The organism is Helicobacter zhangjianzhongii, assembly GCF_030249855.1.
GTDB lineage: Bacteria > Campylobacterota > Campylobacteria > Campylobacterales > Helicobacteraceae > Helicobacter_B > Helicobacter_B zhangjianzhongii.
In genome coordinates this window covers 1-26936 of the sequence record NZ_JANURN010000003.1, presented here as the reverse complement: position 1 = coordinate 26936, position 26936 = coordinate 1, and the positions used below count along the sequence as shown (strand labels likewise).

Here is a 26936-nt window from a genome sequence, read left to right as displayed (position 1 = left end):
CGCGCCTAAAGGATTAGCATAGCATCGCCATAGGAGTAGAAGCGATACTCTCTAGCGATGGCTTGCTCATAAATCTCGCGCCACTGCTCATAGCCCACCATAGAAGCTACAAGCATTGTGAGCGTGGATTTGGGGAGATGAAAATTAGTCAAGAGATATTCCACATAGCAAGGCTTATTGCCCGGGTGCAAGAAAATATCGCATTGGGCGTGTAGGTCTGTGTAGGGCTTGGGGTGGTGTGCGTAAAGTCTAGCGGCGTATTCTACACTTCTTAGTGTGCTTGTGCCTACACATAGGCGCGATGGGGCATTTAGGAGCTTCTCAAGGCTCTTGGCTGTGATATGTAGGGCTTCTGTGTGCATTATATGCTCGCGAATGTCCTTAGCCTCCACGCTAGCAAATGTCCCAGCCCCGATATGCAAGGTCAAATAGGCAATGCGCTCTTGCAAGGACTCTAGCATAGAAGCCGATAGATGCAGTGAGGCTGTGGGAGCGGCGATCGCACCTGCTTGCGTGGCAAAAAGGCTTTGATAGTCGCTTGTATCATCGCTGGTGGCTTGTCTTTTGATATAGGGAGGCAGGGGGATATGCCCGATTTCTTCAAGCATTGTGAGCGCGGCTGCTTGGTCTAGAGGGGCTAGGGTAGTAGTGGGCGTTGGCTTTTGCTTGGAGGATTGGGCTAGAATTTTGGCGTTGCTAGAATCCGCTTTTTCACTCATCGTGTTTTTGCTCTCATTGCGAGATTTTGACTTATCAAAGCAATCCATAGGATCTACTTTGCTCCTAGAATCCACTTTTGCAAAAGTGGATTCTAGGAGCAAAAAGCGCGTAATGCGATAGCCATTATCTAGCACGCCTACCACTTGCGCGTAGAATCTCCCGCAGGCAAAGATGTCGCCAAGCTTGACTCTACCGCGGATCTGGCAGAGTGCTAGCGCACTAGGATCTAAGCAGCTAGAATCTAGGGAGATGGAGTGTGCTAGGGGGGCTTGTAGATGTGTGGAGATGGATTCTAGGGCTTGCTTATAGGTGGATTCTAGGAGGGGTGGCTCTAGGCTTTTGGCTTCATCTGCGCGGATAAAGCGGTGGAAAAAGATTTCGCGCGTGGTTTGTGCGCCAAGCTTTTTGCCATAGATTCTAGCTTTTAGCACGCGGGTGTTGTTTAGGGCGATTATGCAGTCTTTGGGGATAAACTCTAGCAAATGCGCGAAAGTGGTGTGCGTGATATGCCCCGTGGCACGCTCATAGACAAGCAGTTTGGCAGCTTCTCTGGGGTAGATAGGGGCATTGGCGATTAGGTGCTTTGGCAAGGCGTAGTCATAGCTTGATAGGGCAAACATCACGACTGCGTAAGATCCTGATCGCTCTTATCGCTGGATTCTAGGGGCTTTGAGGCTGGATTGATAACTCTAGCGATAAGGATTGAAAGCCCATAGAGAAGCACAAGTGGGATAGCCATAAGTAGCTGTGAGAAAGGATCAGGGGGCGTGATGATAGCTGCTACTACAAAGATAATCACCACCGCGTATTTGAAAAAGCCCTTCAAACTCTCATCAGTGATCACCCCCACCTTAGCCAAGAAATACGCTAGCACAGGCAGCTCAAACGCTAGCCCAAAGCCCAGCACCACGCGGATAAAAAACCCCACATAGCTCTCCACAGAAATATTGGCTTCAAACATATCATTTCCAAAGAGCAAGATATATTTAAGCATAAAGGGAAACACAATATAGTAGGCAAAGAGCGCACCGATGATAAACATCAATGTGCCAAAGCCCACAAATGGCAAGATGATTTTCTTTTCATTTTTATATAAGCCCGGAGCGACAAAGAGCCACAATTGCCAAAAGATAATAGGCGTAGAGAGCATAAACGCCACTAAAAATGACAAGCTCATCGCGGAAAATATCCCCTCTAGCGGGGTTAGCTGCATTAGCGTGCCTTGCACATTGTTGGCAAATGCACTTTCAATGGGGAGCTTCACAATGGCAAAAATCTGCTTCCAAAAGGCAAAGCACGCGATAAATGCGGCAATCACGCTAGCAAGCGCGATGATAAGCCGCTTGCGCAAGTCTTGTATATGGGGCTTTAGCTCTTCAAACATTGATGGGGCTCACTTTTTGGCGTTGGCTTTTGTTTGGGTGTGGGCGTTGGACTTTTTGCGATAAATCGTGGATTCTACGGCGCGTGCTTGCTCATTTACGCCTAGATAAATCCCTTTGCCCACGCCTTGAAAACAAGGGACACCGCTTAGGCTGTGCCGATGTTTCTTTAGAAAACCCCGATTTTTCATCAAAAATCCTGCCGCCTGCGAGTCGCTATCAAGCACGATTTCAGCCTTTTTGTTTTGCGGCTTTTTTATACCTTGTGTAGTTTCTTTAGAATCCACTTTTTTATTTACAGCAATTTTTTCTGTCATTGCGAGACACTGCGTAGCAGTGGCGTGGCAATCCATAGTGTTTGTGGGAGTAAAAATATCGGTGTTATGAAAAATCCTAGAATCCACTTTTTGTGCTTTTTGATGAAAGGATATTATGGATTCTGGGAGATTGGGGTGGCTTTTGGTAGGCTTGGCGGATTTTCTAGTAGAAGGCTTGGGCTTGGCGGATTTGGTGGCTTGAGATTTGATGGGCGTTTTTTGGGCTTTTTGCGTGGCTAGATTCTGGGCTTTGGGAGAATCAGCTCTTTTGGCTTGCTTTGTTTTGGCTAGATTTTGGGCTGGGCTTGGTAGGAGAGATGATGAGCTAGGCTCTAGGGCTTTTGGCTCACTTTGTTGGGATTGGCTTTGGGGGAGAGCTTTGTAATCTTGAAAAATATCGTTGATTTCTTGTAGCTGAATATCTTTGGTGATGTTATCGATTTGCGAGGTGAAATGCTGGTGGTAGCTTGATGCTTCTTGCTGCAAGGTGGAGAGATGTAGCTCGCTATCGATTGTTTGCTTGGCATCGTGGATAGTTTTTTTGACCACTTTGAAGAATTTCACCATATCGATGATGGCTTGCGGGAGCTTATCTGGACCTAGGAAGATTATCGCCACGATGGCAATCACCACTATCTCAAAAAATCCCATACCAAACATACGCAAACCTTAATGCCACTCTAAAATCTATATAGATTTTTTTAGCAGGATACTCAAAGACTTCGCCACAAGAGAAAAAAACACAAACACACAGCCCACAAGCAGCCCAGCTAGTGCGCTTAAAAACATCAAGCCTGTCAAAGCATACACGAGATAAAACACAAGCACCGCCCCGCCAATCCCCACGCCGACAAAAAGCCCGCTAAAAAAGTCAAGGATCGTAGGGAGCTTGGGCAATTTAGTGTCCTTCTTCTTCGACTAGCACCGCACCAGCAAGATACACATAAGTAAGGATCATAAAGACAAATGCTTGCAGCAACGCCATAAATGCCAAAATCGCAAAAGGCACAACAGGCACAAGCCAAGGCACAAGCATAAGCATAACGAGCAAGAACATATCATCGCCCTTGATATTTCCAAACAAACGGAAAGAAAGCGAGATAATGCGAGAGAGATGGGAGATGATCTCAATGGGGAACATAAGCGGAGCTAGCCACTTCACAGGACCCATAAAATGCGCGAAATAGTGGATCACGCCTTGTGTGCGGATACCCTCAAAATGGTAGTAGAAAAACACCACTAGTGCTAGCACAAGTGTGAAATCCCACGCAGCCGTAGGGGCTTCAAAGCCCGGAATCATACCGATGATGTTACAGAAAAACACATAGAATCCAATCGTCCCAGCAAGCGGGAAGTATTTGCGTGCTTTTTCTTCACCGATGACATCTTTTGCCATATAGAGCATACCGCTAATGGTCGCTTCATAGAGATTTTGCAAGCCACCAGGGATCACGCGCATATTGCGAGTGGCAAGCTTTGCCATAAATACGCACACAATCGCGCATAAAATCGTATAAAACGCTGTGATGAAGTGGTGGTCAGAATTGATCATCCCCGCAAATGTAAAGAGCCTATCTTCCATAGCAAAGTCCTTTTTTGTTTGTGTGAAGTTGGGCTAGATTGTGCCGAAATTTTTCTCAAGAGTTTATTAAAATTTATAATTTTCTAGTATATGCCCAAAATAAAATATAGTATAGATATAGATTTATGGTAGTGGCTAGGTGTGGCTGCTACTTCTATGCGTGTTGGAGCGTGAAATACACTCTTAGGCATTGTTTTTCATCACGCAACAAGCTATATTGCAAAGTTTATATCTACAAGGAGCTTGTATGCAAACATTCATTAAACACATCATAGTCCCTACACTACTACTATCATTGTCATTTTGCTTAAATTTTGCTAGTCCTGCCAAGCAGCAGCTCGCCCACACGCCCAAAGACACAAAAATCCAAATCACCACCCACGATAATCAAACCTACTGCTATACGCCAAGCTTTGGCAAGGCGGAGGGGTATATCTATCTAGATCATTGCTCAAGGGCAAAGCCTGCACGCTATGATGTTTTCCACCGAGTGGCGTGGAATGTCAATAATATCTGGCTTTGTATGACTGCGCCAGAGAGTGTGATTAAAAGCAAGAAAGGGAGTGGCAATCTCCTGCTTCGCCCTTGCGTGTTAAATGACAAAAATCAGCAATGGCTCATTAAAGATGGTGCTTTCTATACAATGGATTTGGCATTTAGGGTGCAAGATTATCAATGGTATGTCCATATCAATGCAAAGCAAAAAGCCTATAACCACACGCTAAAAGATATGCAACAATGGATTGACACTATCGCCGCGCCACCGACACTTAGTATAAAAACTTTTATCGGGTGGAGCTTCATCTCACCTACGCAATTTTCGCTCTACTATTTACAAAACAATCAAAGCTTCCAAGATAGCCTAGTAGAGCTTATCTACAATCCAGAAAACGGACATATCGCGCAATATAACCCAAACACAGGTGGGCTTGTCTGTATGGCTTCAAGACAGGGTAAGCACCAAGATTGGAATTGGATAGTGTGGGCATCTTGCAATGACAAGGTGTTTGCAAAAAAGGAGAGTATTTACTGGGAGTTTTTCCGCCTATCTGGCTCGCAAGGTGCGCTGCGCGATAGAGATGGCAATTTCTTGCGCCTTACGCAGTATGGTCCAAATTGGGGTGTGCCTTACACGGCAAAGCCTAGCTTCATCGAGCGAGATCACACCAATGCGCCAAAATCGTTGTTTCTCTTCAATGCTGATATAGAGCGGTGGAGTCGCTATGTCGATAGCAATTTAGGCGATATGCTCTCCTTTTGCCCAGCTCCCGGGGCTAAACATCTTGCGCAAACACAGCATAAAAGAGCTACTCGATCTCTGCCGCCAAGCTTTAGGCTCAATGAAGAGTGGATAAAGAGATTTTACCAAATAGGAGCTACAAGCGATGGGCGTGTGGAGAGGATTGGAGTGTGTGGTGTCTGCTTGCTACAAAGCTTCCAAATCATCGCAGAGCTAGAGAGCTTTCACAGCACGCACGCTCTATCAAGCGGGGGATATTTCTTTGACACTGCACCACACACAAGCCCCTTTACTTCATTTCGCGCCCGTTACCCAGCTCTTGCTGCGCGTTTAGGCGAGCTTGTGGTAACCCGACCTGCTTTAGAAGATAGAGAGAGCTACCACCTAAGCATAATGCGCAATTTTGAAGCAATGGCACAGACAATGCTACCGGGCTTTGTGTGGAGAGCTTCTACTCTTAATGAGGCACCTGAAGCAAGGGAGCAAATGCTACAAACAATGCTTAATGCCCCCTTAGGCTCACTATGGATTGTAAGCACCTATACGCGCGATGCAGGCGGCAATCGCTATGGACACGCCTTGCCTGCGCTAAGGATGGAAGATGGATTGATGTTTATCCCCACAAATTTACCTAATATGACTTTCACCCAATATGTAAGCTATATCCGTCAAAACTCTATCGCACGCAATGTCCAAGAAGCCATTAGAGTGCTAACGCCAAGAGGTAGAGTGCTTGAAGCTGTGGCACATTTGCAGATCACCCAGCCTGACCCAAATCCGCTAAATATCTCTATCTCAAACAGCAACTGCACAGGAGAAGGGGATAATAGGCACGGCAGTGCTGCTGTGCCACTTAGCTCAAGTGTCAATCAATGCTCTAGTGGGCGATGCGTGCTACAATGAAGCTTTAATATTAAGTAGAAAGATTAACGATCTAGGATTGTGGAGATCACTCAAACAACAACCCATTGTCAAGCGGATTTGCAGTCTGCTTGTAATGACTAAAAGCGCGTATTATTAGAATCCACTTTTACTAGCCTAATGCTAGCTTGCACAATACCAAAGAGACAAGGCAAGCTGTGTGGGTGCTAGATTCTAGTAGAATCTAGGTTAAAGTAGTTGTGTTATAATCCCTAGTGCGAGCGATCGCTACACAACAACTATAACAAGGAGATACGATGTTTGAATTACGCAAATTACCTTATGAAAAAGATGCATTTGGAGACTTCCTAAGCCCACTAACTTTTGACTTCCACTATGGCAAGCATCATCAAACCTATGTCAATAACCTTAACAACCTAACCAAAGGCACAGAGTTTGAAAATGCCGAGCTTTATGACATTATCAAAAAGTCTAGTGGCGGTGTGTTTAACAACGCAGCCCAAGTGTATAACCACGACTTCTATTGGGACTGCATCGCGCCAAAGTCAAGCGAGATGAGCGCGGAGCTAAAAGCCGCGATAGAAAAGGAGTTTGGCAGCGTGGAAGGCTTTAAAGAAAAGTTTATCCAATCTGCTACTACACTCTTTGGCTCTGGCTGGTGCTGGCTGGTGCTTGACCCAAAATCTAGCAAGCTAGAAATTGTCCAAACAAGCAATGCTGCCACGCCTATCACTGATGATAAAGTGCCTTTGCTTGTGAGCGATGTGTGGGAGCACGCCTACTATATCGATCACAAAAACGCGCGTCCTGCATATTTAGAGAAGTTTTTTAGCCATATCAATTGGGCGTTTGTCTCTAGTGCGTTTGAATGGGCACAGAAAGAAGCCACAGAATCTATCCGCTTTTATATCAATGGCTTGCATAAAAAATAGCCCCTAGGCATTGGGCTACGCCCAATGCGCTTGGTCTTGATTTTTTCGTGATTTTCGCTACAATCTCACTCTACTTTTTATTTATCTCCAAATAGATTTTAGAATTTGTGTCTCCGTGCTTATCTCGCGCCTACACACTCAATCTCTATGTTTAAGGACTTTTAATGGCAGAGCATTCCAATAAACGACAGCAGCATATCCCCGTAGAAGCCTACAAGCTAGAAGAGCTAAGTATCAAGCCAATAGCTGAGCTTATCGCCATCGCCCAAAGCCTCTCAATCGACAACCCCCAAGAATTTAAGCGACAAGATTTGATGTTTGAAATCCTAAAGACCCAAGTCTCTCAAGGTGGCTACATACTCTTCACTGGGATTTTAGAGATTACCCAAGATGGCTATGGCTTTTTACGCGCTATTGATGAGACATTTACCGATAGTAAAAACAACACCTATGTAAGCCAGACACAAATCTATCGCTTCGCCTTGCGTAATGGCGATATTGTAACAGGGCAGGTGCGCTTGCCAAGAGAGCAGGAGCGTTACTACGCGCTGCTAAAGATTGAAGCAGTGAATTATATGTCTTTAGAAGAGATGAGGAACCGCCCCCTTTTTGATAATCTCACCCCACTTTTCCCCACCCAGCAGCTCCGCTTAGAATACCAGCCCACAAAGGTTACAGGCAGAATGCTTGATCTCTTTAGCCCCATTGGCAAGGGGCAAAGAGCCTTGATCGTAGCTCCCCCTCGCACGGGTAAAACAGAACTTATGAAAGAGCTAGCCCACGGCATTAGTGCTAATCACCCAGAAGTAGAGCTTATGGTGCTGCTAGTTGATGAGCGACCTGAAGAGGTTACTGATATGCAGCGTAGCGTGAAAGGCAGCGTGTATAGCTCGACCTTTGATTTGCCTTCAAGCAGCCATATCCGCGTAGCAGAGCTTGTGCTAGAGCGGGCAAAAAGAGAGGTAGAAAATGGCAAAGATGTGGTGATTTTGCTTGATTCTATCACGCGGCTTGCTCGCGCGTATAATGCTGTAACGCCAGCTAGCGGCAAGGTGCTAAGTGGGGGTGTGGATGCAAACGCGCTGCATAAGCCTAAGCGATTTTTCGGGGCAGCAAGAAATATCGAGCAAGGTGGCAGCCTTACTATCATCGCCACAGCACTCATTGACACAGGCTCGAGAATGGATGAGGTGATCTTTGAAGAGTTTAAAGGCACAGGAAATGCCGAGATCGTGCTAGCACGCAATATCGCAGATCGCAGAATCTACCCTGCCTTTGATATTCTAAAATCTGGCACAAGGAAAGATGACTTGCTACTTGGCAGAGACAAGCTCACAAAAGTGTGGATGCTGCGCAATGTGATGCAGCAAATGGACGATATAGAAGCCCTATCTTTCATCTATGCCAAAATGCAGCAAACAAAAGATAATGAAGAATTTTTAAACAAAATGAATGAAAAAGAGTAGGCACGCTGTGGGATCGCTTAAACGAGTGGGGATTTTTGATAGTGGGGTGGGGGGGCTTAGTGTCGCAAAGAGTGTCCTAGAATCCACTTTGTTTGAGAGTGCGGTGTATTTTGGCGATACGGCGCGCGTGCCTTATGGTGTCAAAGATGAAAAGACCATTGTAACCTTTGCCTTAGAGTGCTTGGAGTTTTTCCGTGCGCAAAAGGTAGATATGCTGCTTGTGGCGTGCAATACCGTGAGTGCTTATGCCTTAGAGGCTATGCGATCTTGCGCGAGCTTTCCCATTATCGGTGTGATAGAGCCAGGCGTGCTAGCTAGGATTAACGCCAATCCAGCCCTAGACTCTAGCACGCTAATCCTAGGCACACAAGCGACTATCACTTCTGCGCGCTATCAAACGCTACTGCAAGAAGCCGGATTCTCGCGTCTTTGCGCGGTGGCGACAGGGCTGTTTGTCCCAATCGTAGAGGAGGGCAGCTACCGCACACCAAGTGGTGCGGCTATCTTGCAAGCCTGCTTAGATCACTACTTGCGCCCATTTTTGCAAGCAAGCGAGCTAGGTGGCAGGGCTCCTGATACGATTATCCTAGGCTGCACGCATTTCCCCCTTATCGCTAAGGAAATCAGCGCGTATTTTCATCATCAAAGCACGCTTATCCACTCTGGCGATGCGATCGTGGAGTATTTGGTGGAGCATTTTTCGCTTACACCAAATGCGTATGAAAAAACGGCAATAGAGTTTTTCGCTTCAAGCGATGTGGGCGGGCTAAAGCAGCGCGCACAAAAGTGGCTATATCATAAGGAGTAGTATGAGCAATCATAAAGTCGTGCGATTTTCTATCTCTTTAGAGCCAAGCTTGCTAGAGGCTATGGATACGCGATTTATCAAGCAGGGCTATACCTCGCGATCTGAGCTTGTGCGTGATCTTGTGCGCCAGAAGCTCGCCCAAGAGCAATGGCAAGATGACACAAGCACCCAAACCGCAGTGCTAGTCATCGTCTATGACCACCACCAAAGAGAGCTAAACCAAAAAATCATCGATTTAGGACATAACGCCAGCCACAATGGGCTAGAGATCCTCTGCACCACGCATATTCATATCGATGCACATAACTGCCTTGAGACGATTATCCTGCGTGGAGTGGGCAGGCAGATACAGCAATTTTCTCTTGATATGGCGGGGCTTAGGGGGGTGAAGTTTAGTAAGCTTACTAGGGCTAGCACTTTTGATACAGAGCAGTAGGGTGGATTCTAGGGCGAGGGATTCGGTCTTGGGTGGTAGGGATTCGGCTTTGCGCGATAAATCGGGGATTTCTTCGCCGCGCTTCGTCGATAGACACTCGAGTCTTATCTCCTTGCGCGGCTCGAAAACAAGCGAAGCGGTGCAAGGCGAAGCCGAAGCAGGTTTCTTTAGTAAAAACCCCGATTTCTCATCGCAAAACAAGCGAAGCGCAGTTTCTTTAGAAATCCTAGAATCCCAAAGTGGCTTTGTAGGGGATTCGGTCTTGGGTAGGCAATTTGACAAGATTGAAAAATTTACTAAAGAAACATCGCCTACGGCGAGCGGTGTCCCTTGTTTTGTGAAAGGCACGACCACCAAGGTCGCTAAGCTTCCCCAAAGTTTGCAAAGCTCCCACAGCCCCACCGCAATTCCTAGAATCCTTGAAGAATATAATCGGGGCGGTTTTGAAAAATCGGCTTTATTGTCATTGCGAGCCGACTTGTCGGCGTGGCAATCCACACAAACAAAGACACAACCCCTAGAATCCACTTTTGATAAAAACGCCGAAATTCTAAAAGTGGATTCTAGGATAAACGCCAAAAATGTAAAAACACCGCAAAACAAACAGGCTGAAAGTGTGTTTGATAATCACGCCGCAAAATCTACAATGTATCGCAAAAAGCCAACGCCAAAAGAGGATTCTAGGGATAAAGCCCAAGATGTAAGCGAGTCGCAGGCGGCAGGATTTTTGATGAGAGATTGTAGTTTTCTAAAGAAACATCGGCTAACGCCGAGCGGTGTCCCTTGTTTTCAAGGCGCGAGCGAAGGGATTTTACTAGGCGTAAATGAGCAAGCTCGCGCCGCAGAATCTACAATGTATCGCAAAAAGCCAACGCCAAAAAGAGAAAAAGCCGCCAGCCAAAAAACACACCCTATGGTGGTGCTTTTTGGCGGCAGCTTCGATCCGCCACATTTAGGGCATTTAGAGATTATTAAAAAACTAGATTCTAGCTATAAGCGCGTGATTATAATCCCTGCTTTTTGCAATCCTTTCAAGCATAAGCCAACAGCACCGATACATACGCGCATAGCGTGGCTAAGAGAGCTTTGCGCAGGGTTGAAACGCGTGGAGATAAGCGACTTTGAGGCGCGAGCTAATCGCGTGGTATATGCCATTGAGTATGTGCGGCATTATGCTAGTAAATATGGGGGGATTGGGCTGGCATTAGGCAGCGATGCGCTAGAGTCTTTGCCTAGCTGGAGAGAGGCTAGTGAGATCGTGCGGCTTGCTAGGATTGTGCCGATTGTGCGGGATTTGGCTTGTGGGCTAGAATCCCAAAGCGGTTTTACAAAACAAGCTGAAAATAAAAAAGTGGATTCTAGTGATGAAGCTTTTTTATCGTCATTGCGAGCCGATTTGTCCGCGCGGCAATCCACACAAACAAGGACACACGCCCTAGAATCCACTTTTGACAACAACGCACAAAACATACAAACATTACAAAAAGTGGATTCTAGTGATACTCCCATTTTTGCTGCCGCAAACACTATGGATCGCCACGCCGCTGCTATCACAGCGACTCGCAATGACAGAAAAAATAGCCCTTGTAAAAAAGTGGATTCTAGCGATAAAAATACCGATACGCCAAAAGTGGATTCTAGCCTTTGGCGATTTGATACCCCCTTATGCTTGAAGGGCTTCCCCATCTCTTCTACGCAAATCCGCGCCGCCCTAGCGTGCGGAGAGTTTGAGCAAGTAGCGCACTGGATCCCGCCAAGCATCGCCTCTAGCGTGCAGAAAATATACTACAATACCCACTAAATTTGCCAAAAGGAGCAAGATGAATCAAGCATTAGCTAAACGCACGCAAGCCATAGCGGCAGCCCTTGATGAGAAAAAAGCCCAAGATATTGAGATCTTTGATGTAGAAGAGAGTGAGTATATCACCGATAGTGTGGTGATTGCTACGGCACTAGCTGGCAAGCATTCTTATGCTTTGCTTGATCACTTAAAAACTGCGTGTAAAGATGAGAAGTTTTACCACACAGATGAGGAGAGTGAAGACTGGATCATCGCGGATTTGGGGGAGATTATGGTGCATATTTTCACAGACAATACGCGCAAGCGATTTAATCTTGAAGAGTTCTTGCGCGATCACTTTGTGCGTGGGTAGGCTATGCGCGTAGATTTGCATAATCACACGCCGCGCTGCAAGCACGCAAGTGGCAGCCCGAGTGAGTTTATCAAGCGAGCAAAGGAGCTTGGGGTTGGCGTGTATGGATTCTCCTGCCACGCGCCGATGAAGTTTGATGAAGCCTATCGTATGGGGGCAAATGAGCTAGAATCCTATTTTGCAGAGATTGGGGAGATAGCCCAAGCGGAGCAAGGCGCGATTGAAGTGCTATGCGGGCTTGAAGTGGATTTTATCAAAGGGAGGGAATATCTGCTAGAAAAAAGCGTGCTAGAAGCGAGAGTGGATTATCTCATAGGCTCGGTGCATTTTTTAGATACTTGGGGCTTTGATAATCCAGCCTTTATAGCAGAGTATGCCAAGCGCGATATGGTGCAATGCTGGCGAGAGTATTTGAGAGCGATAAAGGCTATGGCTGATAGCGGGCTGTTTCACATCGTGGGGCATTTGGACTTGCTAAAGGTCTTTGGATACACAATGCCAGAGTGCGTGAGCGATGAGCTAGAATCCGCCCTAGAATCTATCGCTAAAGCACAAATGAGTATAGAGATAAATAGCGCAGGACTGCGCAAGACAATCGCCCAAGCTTATCCTAGCAGGGAGATTTTATCGCGTGCTTTTGCATATAAGATCCCTATCACCTTTTCTTCTGATGCCCATAGCTTGGAGCAGGTAGGGGCTGGCTATGAGCAGTGCTTAGAGCTGGCTAGATCGGTGGGCTATACAGAGTGTATGATCTATCGCAAAAGGCGTGCCATAGCGTGTGCGCTGTGAAGTTGGTGCGAGAATTGCGCGTGAGAATGGTGTGGGATAAGGTGGATTCTAGCTTGTGCTAGGAGCAGGGCTAGCAAGCACAGAGCTTTTTATATAATTTATGGGCTATTAGCGCAAGATTCTAGGCAGTGTGATGTCTCTTTGCCCTTGATATTTGCCATTTTTGTCTTTATAGCTTACTTCGCAAGGCTCATCGCCTTGGAGAAATAGCACTTGAGCTATGCCCTCATTGGCATAAATTTTGGCAGGTAGGGGCGTGGTGTTGCTGATCTCAATGGTAATATGCCCTTCAAACTCTGGCTCAAATGGCGTTACATTGACGATAATCCCACATCTTGCATAAGTGCTTTTGCCTAGGCAGATCGCCAGCACATCGCGGGGCATTTTGAAATACTCAATCGTATGTGCTAGGGCAAAAGAGTTAGGCGGGACTATGCAGAAGCCATCTTTAGCGGTTTTGGTGATGACATTGTTTTCATCAAAATTTTTGGGATCTACGACCATAGAATCCACATTGCTAAAAATCATAAACTTATCGCTCACGCGAATATCATACCCATAGCTTGAAAGCCCATAAGATATGACATTTTTGCCGATTTGCTTCTCGCAGAATGGATCGATCATTTTATGCTCTAGGCTCATTTGCCGTATCCACGCATCTGATTTGAGTCCCATATTTCTTCCTTGCCTTAAAATTTAGTTGTGAGAATGTCTTGCAGTGCCATCAATATAAAACGCAATTTTTAAGCAATTTTGGGCTTAAAAGTGTGCTATTATACAAAATTTACTTCATTTTTAAAGGATTTTTGATGAATTTGGCTGAAATCAAGAAGCTTATTGAAATTTTCAATAGTAGCTCGCAAATCGCAAGGCTTAGTCTAAAGCAAGAAAATTTTGAACTAAAGCTTGATAAAAATGCAGTGTCAGCTCCTGTTGCTCTAGAGACGCAAGCAATTATGCCTGCCCCACAAGCTAGCGTGCCTAAAGCAGTAGAATCCACTTCTGCCCCTATGCCAGCAGAATCTAGCGCGAGTGCTAGCAAGGGTGGGGATTTTATCACTTCTCCTATGGTTGGGACATTTTATCATCGCCCAAGCCCTGATGCAGACCCCTATGTCAAAGTCGGCGATGTCATCAAAAAGGGGCAGACAATAGGGATCATTGAAGCGATGAAAATTATGAATGAAATTGAAGCGGAGTTTGACTGCAAGATTCTAGCGATAGAAACAGGCGATGGGCAGCCGGTTGAGTTTGGTAGCCATCTTATCAAAGTGGAAAAAGTATAGATGAAAAAGGTAGCTACAAAAAAGCTTGAGCGCATTTTGATCGCAAACCGCGGTGAAATCGCGCTTCGAGCTATACGGACGATACAGGAGATGGGCAAGCAGGCAATCGCTATTTATTCAGTGGCGGATAAAGATACGCATTATCTTGATGTAGCCGATGCGAAAATTTGCGTAGGTGGGGCAAAAAGTGCGGAGAGCTATCTCAATATCCCAGCGATTATGAGCACTGCGGCTCTTGTAGATGCCGATGCGATATTCCCGGGGTATGGCTTTTTGAGTGAGAATCAGCACTTTGTCGAGATCTGCACGCATCACGGGATAGAGTTTATTGGACCAAGTAGTGATGTAATGGTAATGATGAGTGATAAATCTAAGGCAAAAGATGTGATGAAAGATGCAGGCGTGCCGGTGATTGAAGGTAGCGATGGTGCGCTAAAAGATGCCAATCACGCCCAAGAAGTCGCCAAGCAAATCGGCTATCCTGTGATCTTAAAAGCTGCGGCAGGTGGGGGCGGCAGGGGTATGCGGATCGTAGAGAGTGAATCACTGCTGAAAAATCTCTACCTAGCTGCAGAGTCTGAAGCTCTAAGTGCGTTTGGCGATGGCACAATCTATATGGAAAAATTCATCAACAAGCCAAAACATATCGAAGTGCAAATTCTTGCTGACAAACACGGCAATGTCGTGCATATCGGTGAGCGCGATTGCTCTACCCAACGCCGCCAGCAAAAGCTCATCGAAGAAACGCCCGCCGTGGTGCTAAGTGATGATGTGCGCCAAAGGCTGCTTGAGACGGCGGTAAAAGCCGCTAAACACATCGGCTATGTGGGGGCGGGGACATTTGAGTTTCTGCTAGATTCTAACAACAAAGACTTTTTCTTTATGGAGATGAATACGCGCTTGCAGGTAGAACACACGGTGAGTGAAATGGTGAGCGGGCTTGATTTAGTGGAGTGGATGATCCGCATAGCAGAGGGTGAGCAGCTTCCAAAGCAAGAAGAGATCCAATGCAAAGGGCATAGCATAGAGTGTAGGATCACGGCTGAAGATCCTGTGAAGTTCTACCCAAGTGCTGGGAAGATCACGCAGTGGATAGCACCCGGTGGGGCAAATGTGCGGCTTGATAGCCACGCATATAGCGGCTATGTCGTGCCGATGTTTTATGACTCAATGATTGGCAAGCTGATTGTCTGGGGTGAGGATCGCAACAAGGCGATCGCTAGAATGCGCCGCGCGCTTAAAGAATTTAGTATTGAAGGGATTAAAACTACCATACCTTTCCATTTAAAAATGATGAGTAATGCCGATTTCTTAAAGTCTGCTATCCACACAAAATATCTCGAGTAAGATATGGAGTAGTAGCAGACTTTGCAATAGAAGAAAAGTGCGCATAGGAGAGAAGTGTGAAAGTAGCAAACACAAATGCAGTAGCCACAAGTCTCATAAAAGATAGCGACACCCAAAGAAGCAAGCAGGCAAAGGCTAGCACAAAGCAGGGTGAGCAGTCTGGGACACTAGAATCCACAAAAGAGATCTCTAATAGCTCTAAGCTCGGCAAGGAATCTGCAAAAAATCTAGCCACAACGATCAAGAATGCCAACACCACCATAGGCTCACTTGAAGTAATGATACGATCTATCCACTCCTTGCAGACGCAAAACAAAGCCTACCAAAAGCTTGCCCTAAAGATCCAAGACCTGCAAGGTAGCACTGAAACACAAAGCAAAGCTGTGCAAGATCTCACAAACAAAGCAGATGGGCTAAAAGAGCAAATGCAAAAGACTTTTGATACAGCGATGTTTGGTGATGAAAATGTCTTTACAAAAAGTTATGCCGACATACCAGAGAGCAATCTCAATGCCAAAAAGCTCTCGCCAAATACGCTAGATGTCAAGCAGCCAGAGAATCTTAAGCGATATGCTAAGGATTTAAGCGAGCAAAGATCCTATGCCAAGCAGGCAAAAAGGCTTGTCCAAAGTGCGCTTGATGAGCGATTAGACTCTGTGCAAAAGACAGATTCTAGCTATGCAAAACTAGATTCTAGCAAGCTTAATGCCCAAGAATTTAAAGCCGCCCAAGGCAGCAGTGGTGTAACGCTTGATAGGGTTTTGCACCTACTACGATAATGCAAACTATCCCTTATAGCACACAACTCATCGATGATGATGATATTGCCCGCGTGGCACAGGCTTTGCGCTCGCCTTTGCTCACGCAAGGGCAAGCAGTAGAGGCATTTGAGCAGGCTCTTGCAGATTTTCTAGGCGTGCGCTATGTGGTGAGTTTTAACTCCGCTACTTCTGCGCTCTATGCGGCTTACCGCGCCTGCTTTAGTCAAAACGCCCTTGTCATCACCACGCCCATAAGCTTTGTCGCCACAGCAAATATGCTGCTTGCTTGTGGCTGTGAGCCGATATTTGCTGATATTGGGGCAGATGGCAATATCACGCCAGAATCCATTATGCGCATTATTGAAAAAGTGGATTCTAGCGATAGAGATAGGCTGCAAGGGATTGTGAGCGTGGATTTTGCTGGCAATAGTGTTAAAGTCGATAGCCTGCAAGCTATCGCCAAAGAGCATAATCTCCGCTTCATAGCCGATAGCTCGCACGCCTTTGGCGGTAGTGTCAATGGACGCAAGATTGGGGGCTTTGCTGATGTGAGTATCTTTAGCTTCCACGCCATTAAGCCTATCACCACTGCTGAAGGCGGCGCGATTAGCACCAATGACAAAACAATCTATGAGCAAGCAAAGCTGACACGATCACACGGCGTGGTGAAAAAGCGGCTTTGGGATACAGAAGTGGCGCAAGTAGGCTTTAACTTCCGTCTAAACGAGTTGCAAGCCACTCTTGGGCTATCGCAGCTGGGCAAGATTGAGCAGTTTTTGGCGCGTAGAGAAGAGATAGCTAGAATCTATGATAAGGCATTCGCGGATAATCCCTACTTCACGCCCACACACCCAATAATCCCTAGCAATCACACAAGCACAAATCATCTCTACCCCATCTTGCTTGATAAAGATCTTTACTGCGCTAAAGAAGAGATTTTTGCTCAAGCCTTAGCACGCGGGCTAGGCGTGCAGGTGCATTATAAGCCGATATTTCTCTATGAGCTCTATGCTAATGCAAAAGGGCTACACAAAGATAGCAGTGGGCGTGATAGCAGGACAAACGCGCTTGATTGGTATTATGCGGAGCTGTCTTTGCCCTGTCATCAAGCAATGAGCGATGAGCAAGTGCAATACTGCATAGACACAATACTTGATCTATGCGCCAAAGCACGCAAGAGCTGCTAATTGCCACTAGGGCTAATTTTCACCCCAATGTTTCTCAAAACTTCGCCGAATGTGATGCACACGCAGGATAATAACACTGCCTAGACATAGTAGCACGCCTATGATATAGCCTAGGATATGAAAGGCTTCTAGGTCAATTAAGATCACCACAGCAAGCCCAGCAATGATATAAGATAGCAAGCGATAGAGACCAAATGATAGCTGAACCCCTAGCATAAATTTTGACACAGGCGCATTTGTGCTTGATGGCTTATCGCTTTGGTTTTGATCGGGTGTAGGGCTTGTGGATTGCACCAGAGTAGAATCTGGAGTAGAATCCGGATTTGTATATGCTCGCAGCTCTCTTGCTAGTCGCTTTTGTAGAGCATAATAAGAGCTTATGATGATAAGTAAAGTGGAGAAATATGCCACTTCAAAGCTTATGCCTGCTCGCATATTGAGCAATGCAGACAACCCCAACGCCATACAAATATTTATCACTATTGCTACCACATATCCAAGCATTTTGGTCCTTTTCAAGCTTTTTTTACACACTTCATTATACAATAACAAATCTCCACACAAAGGATAATAATGCTCCGCAAGATAGCCTTAGTCGCGATATTGTGCAATGCACTTAGCGCACTAGAATCCAATATCATAGAGATTATGCAGTATTTACAGAGAGACTCTGATCTTATCCAAAAGGGATTCTTCTTAAACAAATTTGACATAGTCAAAGAGGGGATTAGCAAGCATAAAGAGGATTTTAGCGCGTTGCAGAAATTCAATATCGAAGTGTTTTTAGATGAAAAAACACTCAATTACTCACCCATTATTACATCATTTTTAAATAACATCATCGAAAATCGCGTGGCACTAGAAAAATTCTTGCGCGATAATGACAAAGTGCGCGCTTATGAAGCATTCCAAGAGCTAAATCACAATTGTATGAAATGCCACGCATTACTTAGGGGCTGGTAGGCTTGGTCTAGGCTTGATAAGCACAAGCGCATAAAGAATCAAATATCTTTAAAGCTTAGAGACACGCCTTAGCTCTTGCTATGGCTTGCTGCATATCTTTGATAGCTTGATAGAGTCCTACCATAACAGCACGCGCGATAATGCTATGCCCGATATTTAGCTCGCTAATATATGGGAGAGCAAGTATAGGCGCGATATTTTCATAATTTAGCCCGTGTCCAGCAAACACTTCTAGCCCCAAAGAGTGCGCGAGTGTGGCGGCGGACTCTAGGGCTTGCAGGGTTTGGGTTATTTGCAAAGCTAGCTGGCGTGTTTGTGGGCTTTGCGTGGTGTTATGGCTATGTGGCAAGCAGGAGTGCAAAAGATCATAGCAGTGGGCATACACGCCTGTGTGTAGCTCTATGCCATCAACTTCTAGCTCCTTGGCTAGGTGGATTGCTTCTCTATCTGGCTCGATGAAGACTGCCACAGGGATATTGTGGTGCTTAAAGCGCTCTATTGTCTCAGCAAGCGTGCTAGAGCGCATATTTAGTCCGCCTTCGGTGGTGATTTCTTCGCGCTTCTCTGGGACAAGGGTGATTTTATGCGGGCGCAAAGCACACAGGATCTCCACGACTCCGCCCTTGCTTAAATCGCTCGCACACTCGACATTCACAGGCAGCGGAGAGCTTGTGATGATACGCGCGACATCATCTTCGTGGATATGGCGGCGATCTTCACGCAAATGCAAGGTGATCTGCTGCACACCGGCATTTTTGGCGATAAAAACCGCTTCAAGCGGGTCTGGCTGGTGGATACGCCTAGCCTGTCTAAGTGTGGCGATATGATCGATGTTTAATCCTAAATCCGGTAGCTTCATAATGCTCCTTTGCTAGCACGAGATTGCGTAAGATGAGATGCGATCCATTGCTGCTTGGATTCTTGAGTTTGCAGGGTGCTTGGGAGTGTAGGTAGAAGTGTGAATAATAATGCTAGGTCATTTACTCCAAGCACACCGATATGTGTAAATACCACTGAATGCGCCGTGTCAAAAAACACCATCGTAGGTGTGGCATAAATATGCAAAATCTTGCGCAGTGATTTTATATCAATAGGCGTGTTAAAGGGCGCGGTGATGGGGGATTTCGCATAGAGATCGATAGGATAGATCGCATAGGAGCTAGCTAGATTCTCTAGGCTTTTGTGTGAGAGATTGTCTTGTAGGATTTTACACGGCTGGCAAGTAGCGGAGTAAAAGAGCAGGGCTACACGCTTAGAGTCTTTTGTGTCAAAATCTAAGCGTGTAGATTCTAGCGCACTAAGGCTAGTTAAGTTAGTAGAATCCACTTTTTCACCTTTGTGATCATCGCAGCTAGCTAAGAAGCATAGCACAAGCACAATCCCAAGCCAGCGCATTTTATGCCTTAATGATTAGCAAAAAAGCTTAGCAAATCATCTTTGAGCGTGGCAAGGTTGCTTACTTCTTGTGTCAAGAAGCCTTGCTTGTCAAAGAGATAGAGTGAAGAGCTATGAGCGATACTATATCCAAGCTTAGAATCTTTAAGGGGGATTATCTCATATTTGACTCCATAGCGTTTGGTAACTTCTTGCAAAGTTTGCTCATCAAAGCGCAAGCCATAGGCATTGGGGTAAAAATGCTTGACATAAGAATCTAGGGCTTTTAGACTATCGCGCTTAGGATCAAGCGTGATAAAGAGCACCACCACATCGCTAAGGTCTGTTTCATCTTGTAGATCTTGCAAGCTTTCTTGCAGAAGCCCCAAAGTCGCTGGGCAGACATCTGGGCAAGACATATAGCCAAAATACACGATTTTGTATTTGCCCAAGAATGTATCCATAGAGACTTCGCCATTTGTGGTTTGGGCTTTGAAGTGATAGGAGTGGTATTTCTGCACACTCCACACACCAAGCCCCACGACAAACACCACCACAGCAACGATACCAATGGCTCTTGACATAGCTTTACCTTTTGTGTGTTTGTGGCTATTCTTTGCGCTTGGCATCAAAATCCACCGCTTCTGTTGCGCCATCTTGGGTGCTTAGATACATACGATATTGCATTACTTCCTGTGTGCAGCTAGCCATAATCGCACGCCCTTCATACAATAGATCATCGACTTTATTAAAGCGCACGATAGTTTCACCCATATCCATATTTAGCCCGATGATTTTACCGGTAAGATTTGATAGCTCTGCGCCTTCTACGCGAAATACGACAGACTCTAGGGAGATAATATTGCGCGGTATGGCTTCTATGGAGACCTTGATATGCTCTTGCTGCTCGCCAGAATCTTGCATAAATATCACTTGACATTTGCCATCATTAAGCATACATAGACGCGACTCTTTATCTTGCTTTTTGGGTGTGTTGTCTTCTTGCTTGTCTTGAGTGGATTCTTTGCTTATCGTGGCTTTAGGCTCAGGGCTAGATTGCAAGAGATATAAAGAGCCTTTGCCCCAGATGAGATAAATGACAAGTGCGCATAGGCATAGCACGATGATTGTGATAATGCCCTTTTTGGTTAGGTGCTTATCTCTATAAGCCATTGGCTAATGCCCGCCTTTGTGTGCCTGACGCGCTTGGATTGGGACTTGTAGATCTAGTGTCGTGCCATCATCAAAGGTAAGCTTTAAAGCGATTGTTTTGCCTGCTTCAAGGGGTTTTGGAAGATTGATTAGCATAATGTGTAGCCCACCCGGAGCAAGCTCTACGCTCTGCTTGGCAGGGATTGCAATAGAATCTACCGGGAGCATTTTCATCATACCATTATCATTGGTTGTTTGATGTAGCTCTGCTACGCCTTTGATTTTGCCTTTGATGATGACCTTTTGCAGTGCTATGGGCTGCTCGCTTGTGTTGCTTAATGTGCCAAAGGCTGCGCTAATATTTGAGCCATCAATTGTGGCAAATGCGTAGAAATCCTTGGCTTCAATGGCGTTATTTTGAGCGTTATCTTGCTTAGCTGCGTCACTGCAGTGCAAAGCCCCGAGCCATAGCGTTAGGGCGAGAAAAATTGGTGAGAGTTTTGCCTGTCTTTTCATACACACTCCTAGATTCTGGGTAGGTGGCTATGGTATAACAAAGCCTATTAAAAATCAAGCAAGCCACTTAGTCAAAATCCTTGCCATTTAAGCAAATCTTCAAAAAAAAAAAAAAACGACAATATTGCAATTCAAGTTCCCTAGAAATAGGCTTGAAAAGAAAATGAAAGGATAGAAATGAAGACAAAAGTTGCATTACAAGGTGCTTTAGGCGTTGGTCTTAGTGTGTGTGCGGCACTGCTGCTAAGTGCGTGCGGCGGCAAGGTCAATATGGCGGAGTTTAATGAAGCGTTTTACCAAGGAGATAAGGAAAATGCGCTCAAAATCGCCAAAGGTGGCAAGGGTGTGCTATGGGACTATCAAAGTGGTGTCAATGCCTTTTGGCTAGGGGAGAGCAAGGAGGCGGCAAAGCTGCTAAAAAGTGCTGATGAAGGCATAGAAAAAGCGCAAGAAAAGCTACTAAACACAGGCTATAGCCCTTATGTGTATGAGAGCGTGCTGCTAGATTTATACACAGCATATAACTACGGCAGCCAAGATGATGCGCAAAAGGCACGCCCAGCACTAAACCGCGCCCACGATAAGCAAAATCAAGCAAAAGAGACATTTGCCAAAAAGATAGAAAAGCAGCAAAAGCAGGTGGTGGGAAAGAGGTTTCCGTTCTTGATCCTAAAGAAAGGGGTCTTGTGAGTGCTGGGCTAGATAGCAAAGATCTTGAAGTGAGTGCCAAAAAGCTTGTGGATAACTTCCTAGAAACTTATGGCGTAAATGCCGATGGCAGCGAGTTTTTAGAAGTGGGAGATATTATCAATGACACTATGCAAGAATTTGATGTCGAGCGATTAGCGGCTCTTATCACGCGAGATTTGCGAAATGCGAAAAAGTATAAAATTTCACGGACAAGTGCTGGAAGCGGAAGGCGTGTAAATACTCGAATCAATACGCATAAACAACGAGATAATGAAGAGATAAACCAGCTTGATGTCGCTGAAAAGGGCAGCCAACGCCTAGCCAAAATCAGCCTAGGTGGCAAAATCATCGAAAAGGTAACTCGAGTCAATAAAAAAGAGCAGAGAGATTACTTTTTGATCTTTAATCTAACAGACAGGCACACCGGCGAAGAGCTATGGGACGCTGAAGAGCAAATCGTCAAACTAAAATAAAGGAGCAAAAATGAAAATTAAAAGTATTGTATTAGCAAGTGTTGTAGCGGTTGCTGGATTAGGCATTGTAGGCTGTGCTAGCGGTGGCATTGGCAAAGTCGCGCAAGAGAAGCACGGGCTAAAGGGTGCGCCTGCGTGGGTGCTAGGCAAATCCGGCAGTGTAGGGGACTTTGAAGCAGTAGGGAGCGCGCCTATTGTAGGTGGGGATTTGGACTTCGCTAGGCAAGAAGCTATGGCAGCTGCTAGGCAGAGTATGATTCTAAAGATTTATGCCTATGTCGATAGCAAATATGAGAAAACCATACAAACTCATAGCGAGCTAGCAGATAACAAAATGAACCACCAAAGAGTTACAAACTCTCTCAACCAGCTCAAACAAGGCGCGGCAAACAAACTGCCCGGCACTTCGCAAAAAGAAGCCTTTGTAAGTGATAAAGATGAATATTGGGTGCTGCTACAAATGGATAAAAATGCAGAGGAAAAATATCGCAAATATATCGATAGTGCGACAGACTCTATGCTGCAGTCTATCCTAACTGCACCAGCTAACTAGGAATGCATATGAAGCGGCTGCTTATATGCGCGGCGTTTGTGGGGCTTGCATATAGTGCCACAAACCCACTAGGGCAGGATCTACTCATCGGCAAAGGAGTCGGGCTCACAGAAGCAGAAGCCAAGCGCAATGCCTTGCACGATATTTCACAGCAGGTGCTAATAAGCGTCAGCTCAAGCTATGAGTCAAGCAAAATACGAAGCGATAGCACGATCACTTCAAGTGCCAAGCTAAACACTAATGCCATATCTAAGGATATAGAGCTAGATGTGGAGAAGTTTTTTGAAACAAAGCAAGAGGGCAACGCGTGGAGTGCAGAAGTGAGAATCCGCAAAAGCGATCTCATCAAAAGCTACACACAAAAGCAACGCCAAGCCCTAGAATCTATCTCCTATGATGCTACTTGCAGTCTTGATCCAAAGCACCAAAGAGAGCTGCAAAGCGCGCTTGATAGGGCGATACACTACCGCGATGTGCTAAATGCCTCTGGTGGCAGCAGTATAGGCGATGTCAAAATCGCCGAGCTAAATAAACTGCTCCTAGAGAAGCCAGCAGCAGTGATAGAGTATAGTGAAAGCTTTAGTGAAGCTAGAATTTTGCAAAGCAAGCTTAGTAAGGAGTTTAGCAAGTTTTTTAAGGTATCGCCCGCAAATGATGATCGCGCTTCTGTTGTGAAAGTCGATTTGCTCATTGATGGCGATTATGACAATACTCAAGTAGCACTTCAAATAGAGCTGCTAGACTGCCGGGGCAATAGTATCTATACCGGTAGCTTTGATGATAGATATGCTAAAGATCGTGCCGCTGCTATAAGTGAGTTTAGCAAAAGGGCTGATACCAGAGCCTACAAACTCCTAAGCGCGTGGATCAATGGTAAATGATATAGAGCGCGCTAGCCGTGGGATTCAGCTTTTAGCTAAATGCTGGAGCCTGCGGCTTTCTCGCTCGATAGACCACAAGTCTTGTCTCGCTCGCTTGCCGCCGCGCCCCCACTTTTCATCTAAATCTTAGAATCCCACAATGACAATTCTCAAAAATCTTTCCGCAAGCAGACTTCCCTAGAATCCTCGTTTTGTATTTTGTGTTTTTTGTTTTTCAAAAGTGGATTCTAGCATACAATCCTACCAATCCCCTAGAATCCACTTTTTAACCTAAACGCTTTTTCCCGTCATTGCGAGCTTTGGCGCAAGACAAAGCGTGGCAATCCAAAAAGCAAGCCGCAGCTTCTTAATAATCCAACACAAAGTCAAGAGTAAAACACAAGAATCAAGCAGATTTGTAGCAAAGTCGTAGCAGAGTTTGAGAGAGAGTGTTATAATACAACGCCCCCAAGATAGGGGGCAAATCCACTTCAAAAGGCTTTGTTATGAAAAAACATAGCAAACGCCTTAGGTTCGCATTGTATCTAAATTTCAAGCTCTTTGGGCTAAGATTTAGGCTAAATGTTAAACGCTAAGGCGTGGGGGCTATGCCCCTGCCTTTTGAGTGGGATTACTTGCTGCCACCTAGAATCCACTTTTTCATATAACGCCCTTTTTATAGTCATTGCGAGACACTTTAGTGGCGTGGCAAAGCGCAGCTTCTTTAGTAATCCATAAAAACAAAAATAACAACAAAGCCAAACAAGCAAAGAAAGCCAAGTCCAAGCAGCAGTAAAGCAAAGAAAGCAAAACAAATCAAACAAGAGTGAAGCACGCGTTAAGTAAGAGAGTAGAGTAAGACTAGCCCATCTCCTTAACGATCAAGGTAGGCTATGGATTATCCTAGTAGCACTTGACTACCACTATACATAGCAGTATAATGCCGACTAAGATTTTAGCCAAATCTTACTCATTGCAACCTCCTTTATTCTCGAAGTAGGTTACTCTAAGAGAGGTCGCACTCTCTTATTTTTTTTGCCTTTTGGGCAATCTCTAATCGCAATACTACCACATTTTAAAATCCCACATTGGAATCCAAACTTGGCTTTGTCTTATGTCTTATCCATAAGTTTTTGACTTGAAGTTTTTGACTTGAATAATAAAACTTATGCTAGAATCCGCTTCAGTTTCGCCATAAGGAGTTTGTATGATTCTAAATGCCATTATCCAAAAAGATGAGAATGGTTACTTTGCTTTTGTGCCTGAGCTTAGTGGCTGTGTAACTCAAGCGGATAGCTATGAAGAAGCCATTAGCAATATCAAAGAAGCAGCAGCATTGTATATGGAGAGTTTGCAGCTAGATGAGATTAGACATATACAGGCTAAAGATACAGCCATTATCCCCATAGAACTAGCCAATGCCTGAACTACCAAAACTTACAGCAAAAGAGGCTGAAAAGCTTTTGCTTCAAGAAGGCTTTATTATCGCAAGACAAAAGGGTAGCCACAGAATCTATATAAAAAACTCTTATAGAATGGTTCTGCCACATCATACAGGTAAGACTTTACACCCAAAAATCATTAAAGAGCTTTTTGCCATTATAGAATCTGCTAGAGAGTAGATAGTCTGCCACCCCCCTTTTTTTCACCCCCAAACTTTTACCCCCTAGAATCCACTTTTGCAAACAATGTGTAAATAATGCCTAAATTTATAATCAAATTATCAAAAGCCGTTTTTTTTTTTTTTTTTGATTTTGGCTACAATGTGGCTCTCATATTTTGACTATTTTTATCCAAGGAGATACCATGCAAGCACTTAGCGCACATAATCCTCTGCATAATAAACGGGGGGGGGGGAAATAATCTCTCTCTAAATACTCCTGGTCAATCCGCTTTAGATTCTAGCTCCAACACCCTCTCTCCGTCATCGCGAGACTTGCGCCAGCAAGTCGTGGCGATCCACAAATCCGCGCAAGCGGATTCTAGCAATGCTAGCAATGACTATTCTGCTAGTGCAGATTCTATGGATTGCCACGCCACTGCTAGCGCAGTGTCTCGCAATGACAAAAAAGCGCTGGATTGCCACGCCACTGCTGCCGCAGTGTCTCGCAATGACAGAAAGCCTACTCGCTTAAGCTTAAGCCTAGCGTGCTTTTTTGCCCTTAGTGGTGTAATGTCGGCATCCACCATACCTGCAAATGACCCAAGTAATCTTCTCTCGCAACTTGAGAGCAGAACCTGTCGCGGCTATGTTGATGGGCGACACCACAACAACTGCTATAACATTATGTGGCAGACTACTAATAAACAAGGTGCCACAAATAGTTCGATGAGTGGTAATTGGAATTTTGGCGATAGAGGCAGCTATGGAGATGTATCGCATTACACTTACGCAAGCGTAGCTGTTGCCTATCGTCCCGGAGGCTTTAGCGGCAAACGATTTTGGTTTGCAGACAATGCACGAGTGGATCACCTTGCGTTCAATCTTAAAAAGGTTGGCGAGGGGGATTCTCCTTGGCTCAATTTGGTTAATAGCAACAATCTCAATGTTACAACCCTTGATGTCATCGGTGATGTAATGTTTGAAGTAAAGCTAGGCGGCAATAGCAGTATTGATACTATCAACAACGCTGCTGATCGTCTAAGCCTTACTACAAATGGTGATAGCTCCCTAACAATCCAAACACTCAACCAAAACAGAGCCGATAGCCAGCTAGTCATACAAGAAGCTCCCGGCTCTATTGTGATAAATACCCTTCATCAAAGCGGCGGTAGTGTCTATCAAAAAACCGAAGAAGTAGGAGTCGCCAACATAACCGGCGGGCACTACTACCAAGGCTATGGACCTGTTAGCGGTGGCTTTGGTCCATCAGGTGATGGCGGACAGATAGGCACACTCAATCTCCAAGGCGGAGCATTTACTCAATATGCTGGGCAAATCACTACTGCTAATCTCTCCGGTGGCACATTCACCCACAATGGCGGCACACTTAGCAATGTCGTGCTAAAAGCTGGCGGCAGTGGCAGCACATTTGTCAATGGCACAGATTCTGCCTTTGCTAAC

The 26936-nt window shown here is 45.4% G+C and carries 32 protein-coding genes and 1 pseudogene; 21 read left to right on the top strand and 12 right to left on the bottom strand.

Translation table 11 applies throughout. The features are described from left to right. Positions 1-5: 5 nt before the first annotated feature. From NYG90_RS03460 to NYG90_RS03440, 5 genes and pseudogenes are all read right to left on the bottom strand, one after another. Entirely contained in the window at positions 6-1340 is a 1335-nt protein-coding gene (locus NYG90_RS03460) for an S-adenosylmethionine:tRNA ribosyltransferase-isomerase (RefSeq protein ID WP_285256923.1), read from the bottom strand. Beyond that, positions 1340-2104 carry a twin-arginine translocase subunit TatC gene (tatC, locus tag NYG90_RS03455; RefSeq protein WP_285256922.1) on the bottom strand — a complete coding sequence of 255 codons (765 nt, stop codon included), beginning with the start codon at positions 2102-2104 and terminating at the stop codon, positions 1340-1342. The genes NYG90_RS03460 and tatC overlap by 1 nt, the downstream gene beginning before the upstream one ends. Positions 2105-2919: 815 nt before the next feature. Further along, a pseudogene (gene tatB, locus NYG90_RS10575) lies at positions 2920-3079 on the bottom strand (Sec-independent protein translocase protein TatB); the annotation flags it as partial. A 27-nt stretch (positions 3080-3106) separates the two neighbouring features. Further along, entirely contained in the window at positions 3107-3316 is a 210-nt protein-coding gene (locus NYG90_RS03445; protein ID WP_115012066.1) for a hypothetical protein, read from the bottom strand. 1 nt (position 3317) lies between these two features. Then, positions 3318-4001, bottom strand: a complete 684-nt coding sequence (locus NYG90_RS03440) for a F0F1 ATP synthase subunit A (protein WP_115012065.1) — start codon at positions 3999-4001, stop codon at positions 3318-3320. Positions 4002-4248: 247 nt separating this feature from the next. On the opposite strand from NYG90_RS03440, the gene NYG90_RS03435 reads away from it, so the two are divergent. The 8 genes from NYG90_RS03435 (at position 4249) to NYG90_RS03400 (ending at position 12710) form a co-directional block, all read left to right on the top strand. After that, complete coding sequence (locus NYG90_RS03435) at positions 4249-6144, top strand: DUF1561 family protein (RefSeq protein WP_285256920.1); 1896 nt, start codon at positions 4249-4251, stop codon at positions 6142-6144. 275 nt (positions 6145-6419) lie between these two features. Beyond that, the gene (gene sodB / locus NYG90_RS03430) at positions 6420-7055 is read left to right on the top strand and encodes a superoxide dismutase [Fe] (protein ID WP_285256919.1); all 636 of its coding nucleotides are present in this window, start codon (positions 6420-6422) and stop codon (positions 7053-7055) included. A gap of 164 nt (positions 7056-7219) precedes the next feature. Then, positions 7220-8521 carry a transcription termination factor Rho gene (gene rho, locus NYG90_RS03425; RefSeq protein ID WP_115012062.1) on the top strand — a complete coding sequence of 434 codons (1302 nt, stop codon included), beginning with the start codon at positions 7220-7222 and terminating at the stop codon, positions 8519-8521. Next, positions 8508-9329: a glutamate racemase gene (gene murI / locus NYG90_RS03420; RefSeq protein WP_285256918.1), complete on the top strand. Its 822-nt coding sequence runs from the start codon at positions 8508-8510 to the stop codon at positions 9327-9329. The genes rho and murI overlap by 14 nt, the downstream gene beginning before the upstream one ends. Then, positions 9319-9765, top strand: coding sequence for a nickel-responsive transcriptional regulator NikR (gene nikR / locus NYG90_RS03415; RefSeq protein WP_434062727.1), 447 nt, complete (start codon positions 9319-9321; stop codon positions 9763-9765). Before murI ends, nikR begins: the two co-directional genes overlap by 11 nt. Beyond that, the gene (locus tag NYG90_RS03410) at positions 9749-11566 is read left to right on the top strand and encodes a nicotinate-nicotinamide nucleotide adenylyltransferase (protein ID WP_285256916.1); all 1818 of its coding nucleotides are present in this window, start codon (positions 9749-9751) and stop codon (positions 11564-11566) included. Before nikR ends, NYG90_RS03410 begins: the two co-directional genes overlap by 17 nt. Positions 11567-11585: 19 nt before the next feature. Further along, on the top strand, positions 11586-11918 hold the full coding sequence (gene rsfS, locus NYG90_RS03405; RefSeq protein ID WP_115012058.1) for a ribosome silencing factor: 333 nt from the start codon (positions 11586-11588) through the stop codon (positions 11916-11918). 3 nt (positions 11919-11921) lie between these two features. Further along, entirely contained in the window at positions 11922-12710 is a 789-nt protein-coding gene (locus tag NYG90_RS03400; RefSeq protein WP_285264707.1) for a histidinol-phosphatase, read from the top strand. A gap of 108 nt (positions 12711-12818) precedes the next feature. On the opposite strand, the gene dcd is transcribed toward NYG90_RS03400, so the two are convergent. Then, the gene (dcd, locus tag NYG90_RS03395; protein ID WP_115012056.1) at positions 12819-13385 is read right to left on the bottom strand and encodes a dCTP deaminase; all 567 of its coding nucleotides are present in this window, start codon (positions 13383-13385) and stop codon (positions 12819-12821) included. A 134-nt stretch (positions 13386-13519) separates the two neighbouring features. On the opposite strand from dcd, the gene accB reads away from it, so the two are divergent. From accB to pseC, 4 genes are read left to right on the top strand one after another with little or no spacing between them, the layout of a single operon-like run. After that, the gene (accB, locus tag NYG90_RS03390) at positions 13520-13996 is read left to right on the top strand and encodes an acetyl-CoA carboxylase biotin carboxyl carrier protein (protein WP_285256913.1); all 477 of its coding nucleotides are present in this window, start codon (positions 13520-13522) and stop codon (positions 13994-13996) included. Continuing rightward, positions 13997-15343 carry an acetyl-CoA carboxylase biotin carboxylase subunit gene (locus NYG90_RS03385; protein ID WP_285264706.1) on the top strand — a complete coding sequence of 449 codons (1347 nt, stop codon included), beginning with the start codon at positions 13997-13999 and terminating at the stop codon, positions 15341-15343. Positions 15344-15399: 56 nt separating this feature from the next. Beyond that, positions 15400-16122 carry a hypothetical protein gene (locus NYG90_RS03380; RefSeq protein ID WP_285264705.1) on the top strand — a complete coding sequence of 241 codons (723 nt, stop codon included), beginning with the start codon at positions 15400-15402 and terminating at the stop codon, positions 16120-16122. Beyond that, positions 16122-17291 carry a UDP-4-amino-4,6-dideoxy-N-acetyl-beta-L-altrosamine transaminase gene (gene pseC / locus NYG90_RS03375; protein ID WP_285256911.1) on the top strand — a complete coding sequence of 390 codons (1170 nt, stop codon included), beginning with the start codon at positions 16122-16124 and terminating at the stop codon, positions 17289-17291. Before NYG90_RS03380 ends, pseC begins: the two co-directional genes overlap by 1 nt. Before the next feature lie 12 nt (positions 17292-17303). Here pseC and NYG90_RS03370 read toward each other — a convergent pair whose 3' ends face one another. Further along, positions 17304-17795, bottom strand: a complete 492-nt coding sequence (locus NYG90_RS03370; RefSeq protein ID WP_115012051.1) for a hypothetical protein — start codon at positions 17793-17795, stop codon at positions 17304-17306. A gap of 69 nt (positions 17796-17864) precedes the next feature. Here NYG90_RS03370 and NYG90_RS03365 point away from each other — a divergent pair, with 69 nt between their 5' ends. Further along, positions 17865-18254, top strand: coding sequence for a hypothetical protein (locus tag NYG90_RS03365; RefSeq protein WP_285256910.1), 390 nt, complete (start codon positions 17865-17867; stop codon positions 18252-18254). 55 nt (positions 18255-18309) lie between these two features. On the opposite strand, the gene NYG90_RS03360 is transcribed toward NYG90_RS03365, so the two are convergent. From NYG90_RS03360 to NYG90_RS03340, 5 genes are read right to left on the bottom strand one after another with little or no spacing between them, the layout of a single operon-like run. Then, on the bottom strand, positions 18310-19113 hold the full coding sequence (locus tag NYG90_RS03360; protein WP_285256909.1) for a pyridoxine 5'-phosphate synthase: 804 nt from the start codon (positions 19111-19113) through the stop codon (positions 18310-18312). Next, entirely contained in the window at positions 19110-19649 is a 540-nt protein-coding gene (locus NYG90_RS03355; RefSeq protein ID WP_285264704.1) for a thioredoxin fold domain-containing protein, read from the bottom strand. The genes NYG90_RS03360 and NYG90_RS03355 overlap by 4 nt, the downstream gene beginning before the upstream one ends. Positions 19650-19657: 8 nt before the next feature. Beyond that, positions 19658-20212, bottom strand: a complete 555-nt coding sequence (locus NYG90_RS03350; RefSeq protein WP_181814259.1) for an SCO family protein — start codon at positions 20210-20212, stop codon at positions 19658-19660. 25 nt (positions 20213-20237) lie between these two features. Beyond that, entirely contained in the window at positions 20238-20801 is a 564-nt protein-coding gene (locus NYG90_RS03345) for a hypothetical protein (RefSeq protein ID WP_285256907.1), read from the bottom strand. A gap of 3 nt (positions 20802-20804) precedes the next feature. Beyond that, positions 20805-21296: a copper chaperone PCu(A)C gene (locus tag NYG90_RS03340; RefSeq protein WP_285256906.1), complete on the bottom strand. Its 492-nt coding sequence runs from the start codon at positions 21294-21296 to the stop codon at positions 20805-20807. A 177-nt stretch (positions 21297-21473) separates the two neighbouring features. Between NYG90_RS03340 and NYG90_RS03335 the strand changes: the two genes are divergently transcribed. The 8 genes from NYG90_RS03335 to NYG90_RS03300 all read left to right on the top strand — a co-directional run. Further along, complete coding sequence (locus tag NYG90_RS03335) at positions 21474-21986, top strand: hypothetical protein (protein ID WP_285256905.1); 513 nt, start codon at positions 21474-21476, stop codon at positions 21984-21986. Continuing rightward, positions 21983-22459 (top strand): LpoB-related protein, encoded by a 477-nt coding sequence (locus NYG90_RS03330; RefSeq protein WP_285264703.1) that lies wholly within the window; start codon positions 21983-21985, stop codon positions 22457-22459. The genes NYG90_RS03335 and NYG90_RS03330 overlap by 4 nt, the downstream gene beginning before the upstream one ends. Positions 22460-22469: 10 nt before the next feature. Next, positions 22470-23012: an LPP20 family lipoprotein gene (locus tag NYG90_RS03325; protein ID WP_285264702.1), complete on the top strand. Its 543-nt coding sequence runs from the start codon at positions 22470-22472 to the stop codon at positions 23010-23012. An 8-nt stretch (positions 23013-23020) separates the two neighbouring features. Then, entirely contained in the window at positions 23021-23893 is an 873-nt protein-coding gene (locus NYG90_RS03320; protein WP_285264701.1) for a hypothetical protein, read from the top strand. Between the two features lie 561 nt (positions 23894-24454). Continuing rightward, positions 24455-24610 carry a hypothetical protein gene (locus NYG90_RS03315; protein WP_285264700.1) on the top strand — a complete coding sequence of 52 codons (156 nt, stop codon included), beginning with the start codon at positions 24455-24457 and terminating at the stop codon, positions 24608-24610. 469 nt (positions 24611-25079) lie between these two features. Beyond that, entirely contained in the window at positions 25080-25298 is a 219-nt protein-coding gene (locus NYG90_RS03310) for a type II toxin-antitoxin system HicB family antitoxin (RefSeq protein ID WP_115011687.1), read from the top strand. Further along, on the top strand, positions 25291-25494 hold the full coding sequence (locus NYG90_RS03305) for a type II toxin-antitoxin system HicA family toxin (RefSeq protein WP_285257799.1): 204 nt from the start codon (positions 25291-25293) through the stop codon (positions 25492-25494). The genes NYG90_RS03310 and NYG90_RS03305 overlap by 8 nt, the downstream gene beginning before the upstream one ends. 314 nt (positions 25495-25808) lie before the next feature. Further along, positions 25809-26936: hypothetical protein (locus NYG90_RS03300; protein ID WP_285264699.1), on the top strand; the 1128-nt coding region annotated here is incomplete at its 3' end.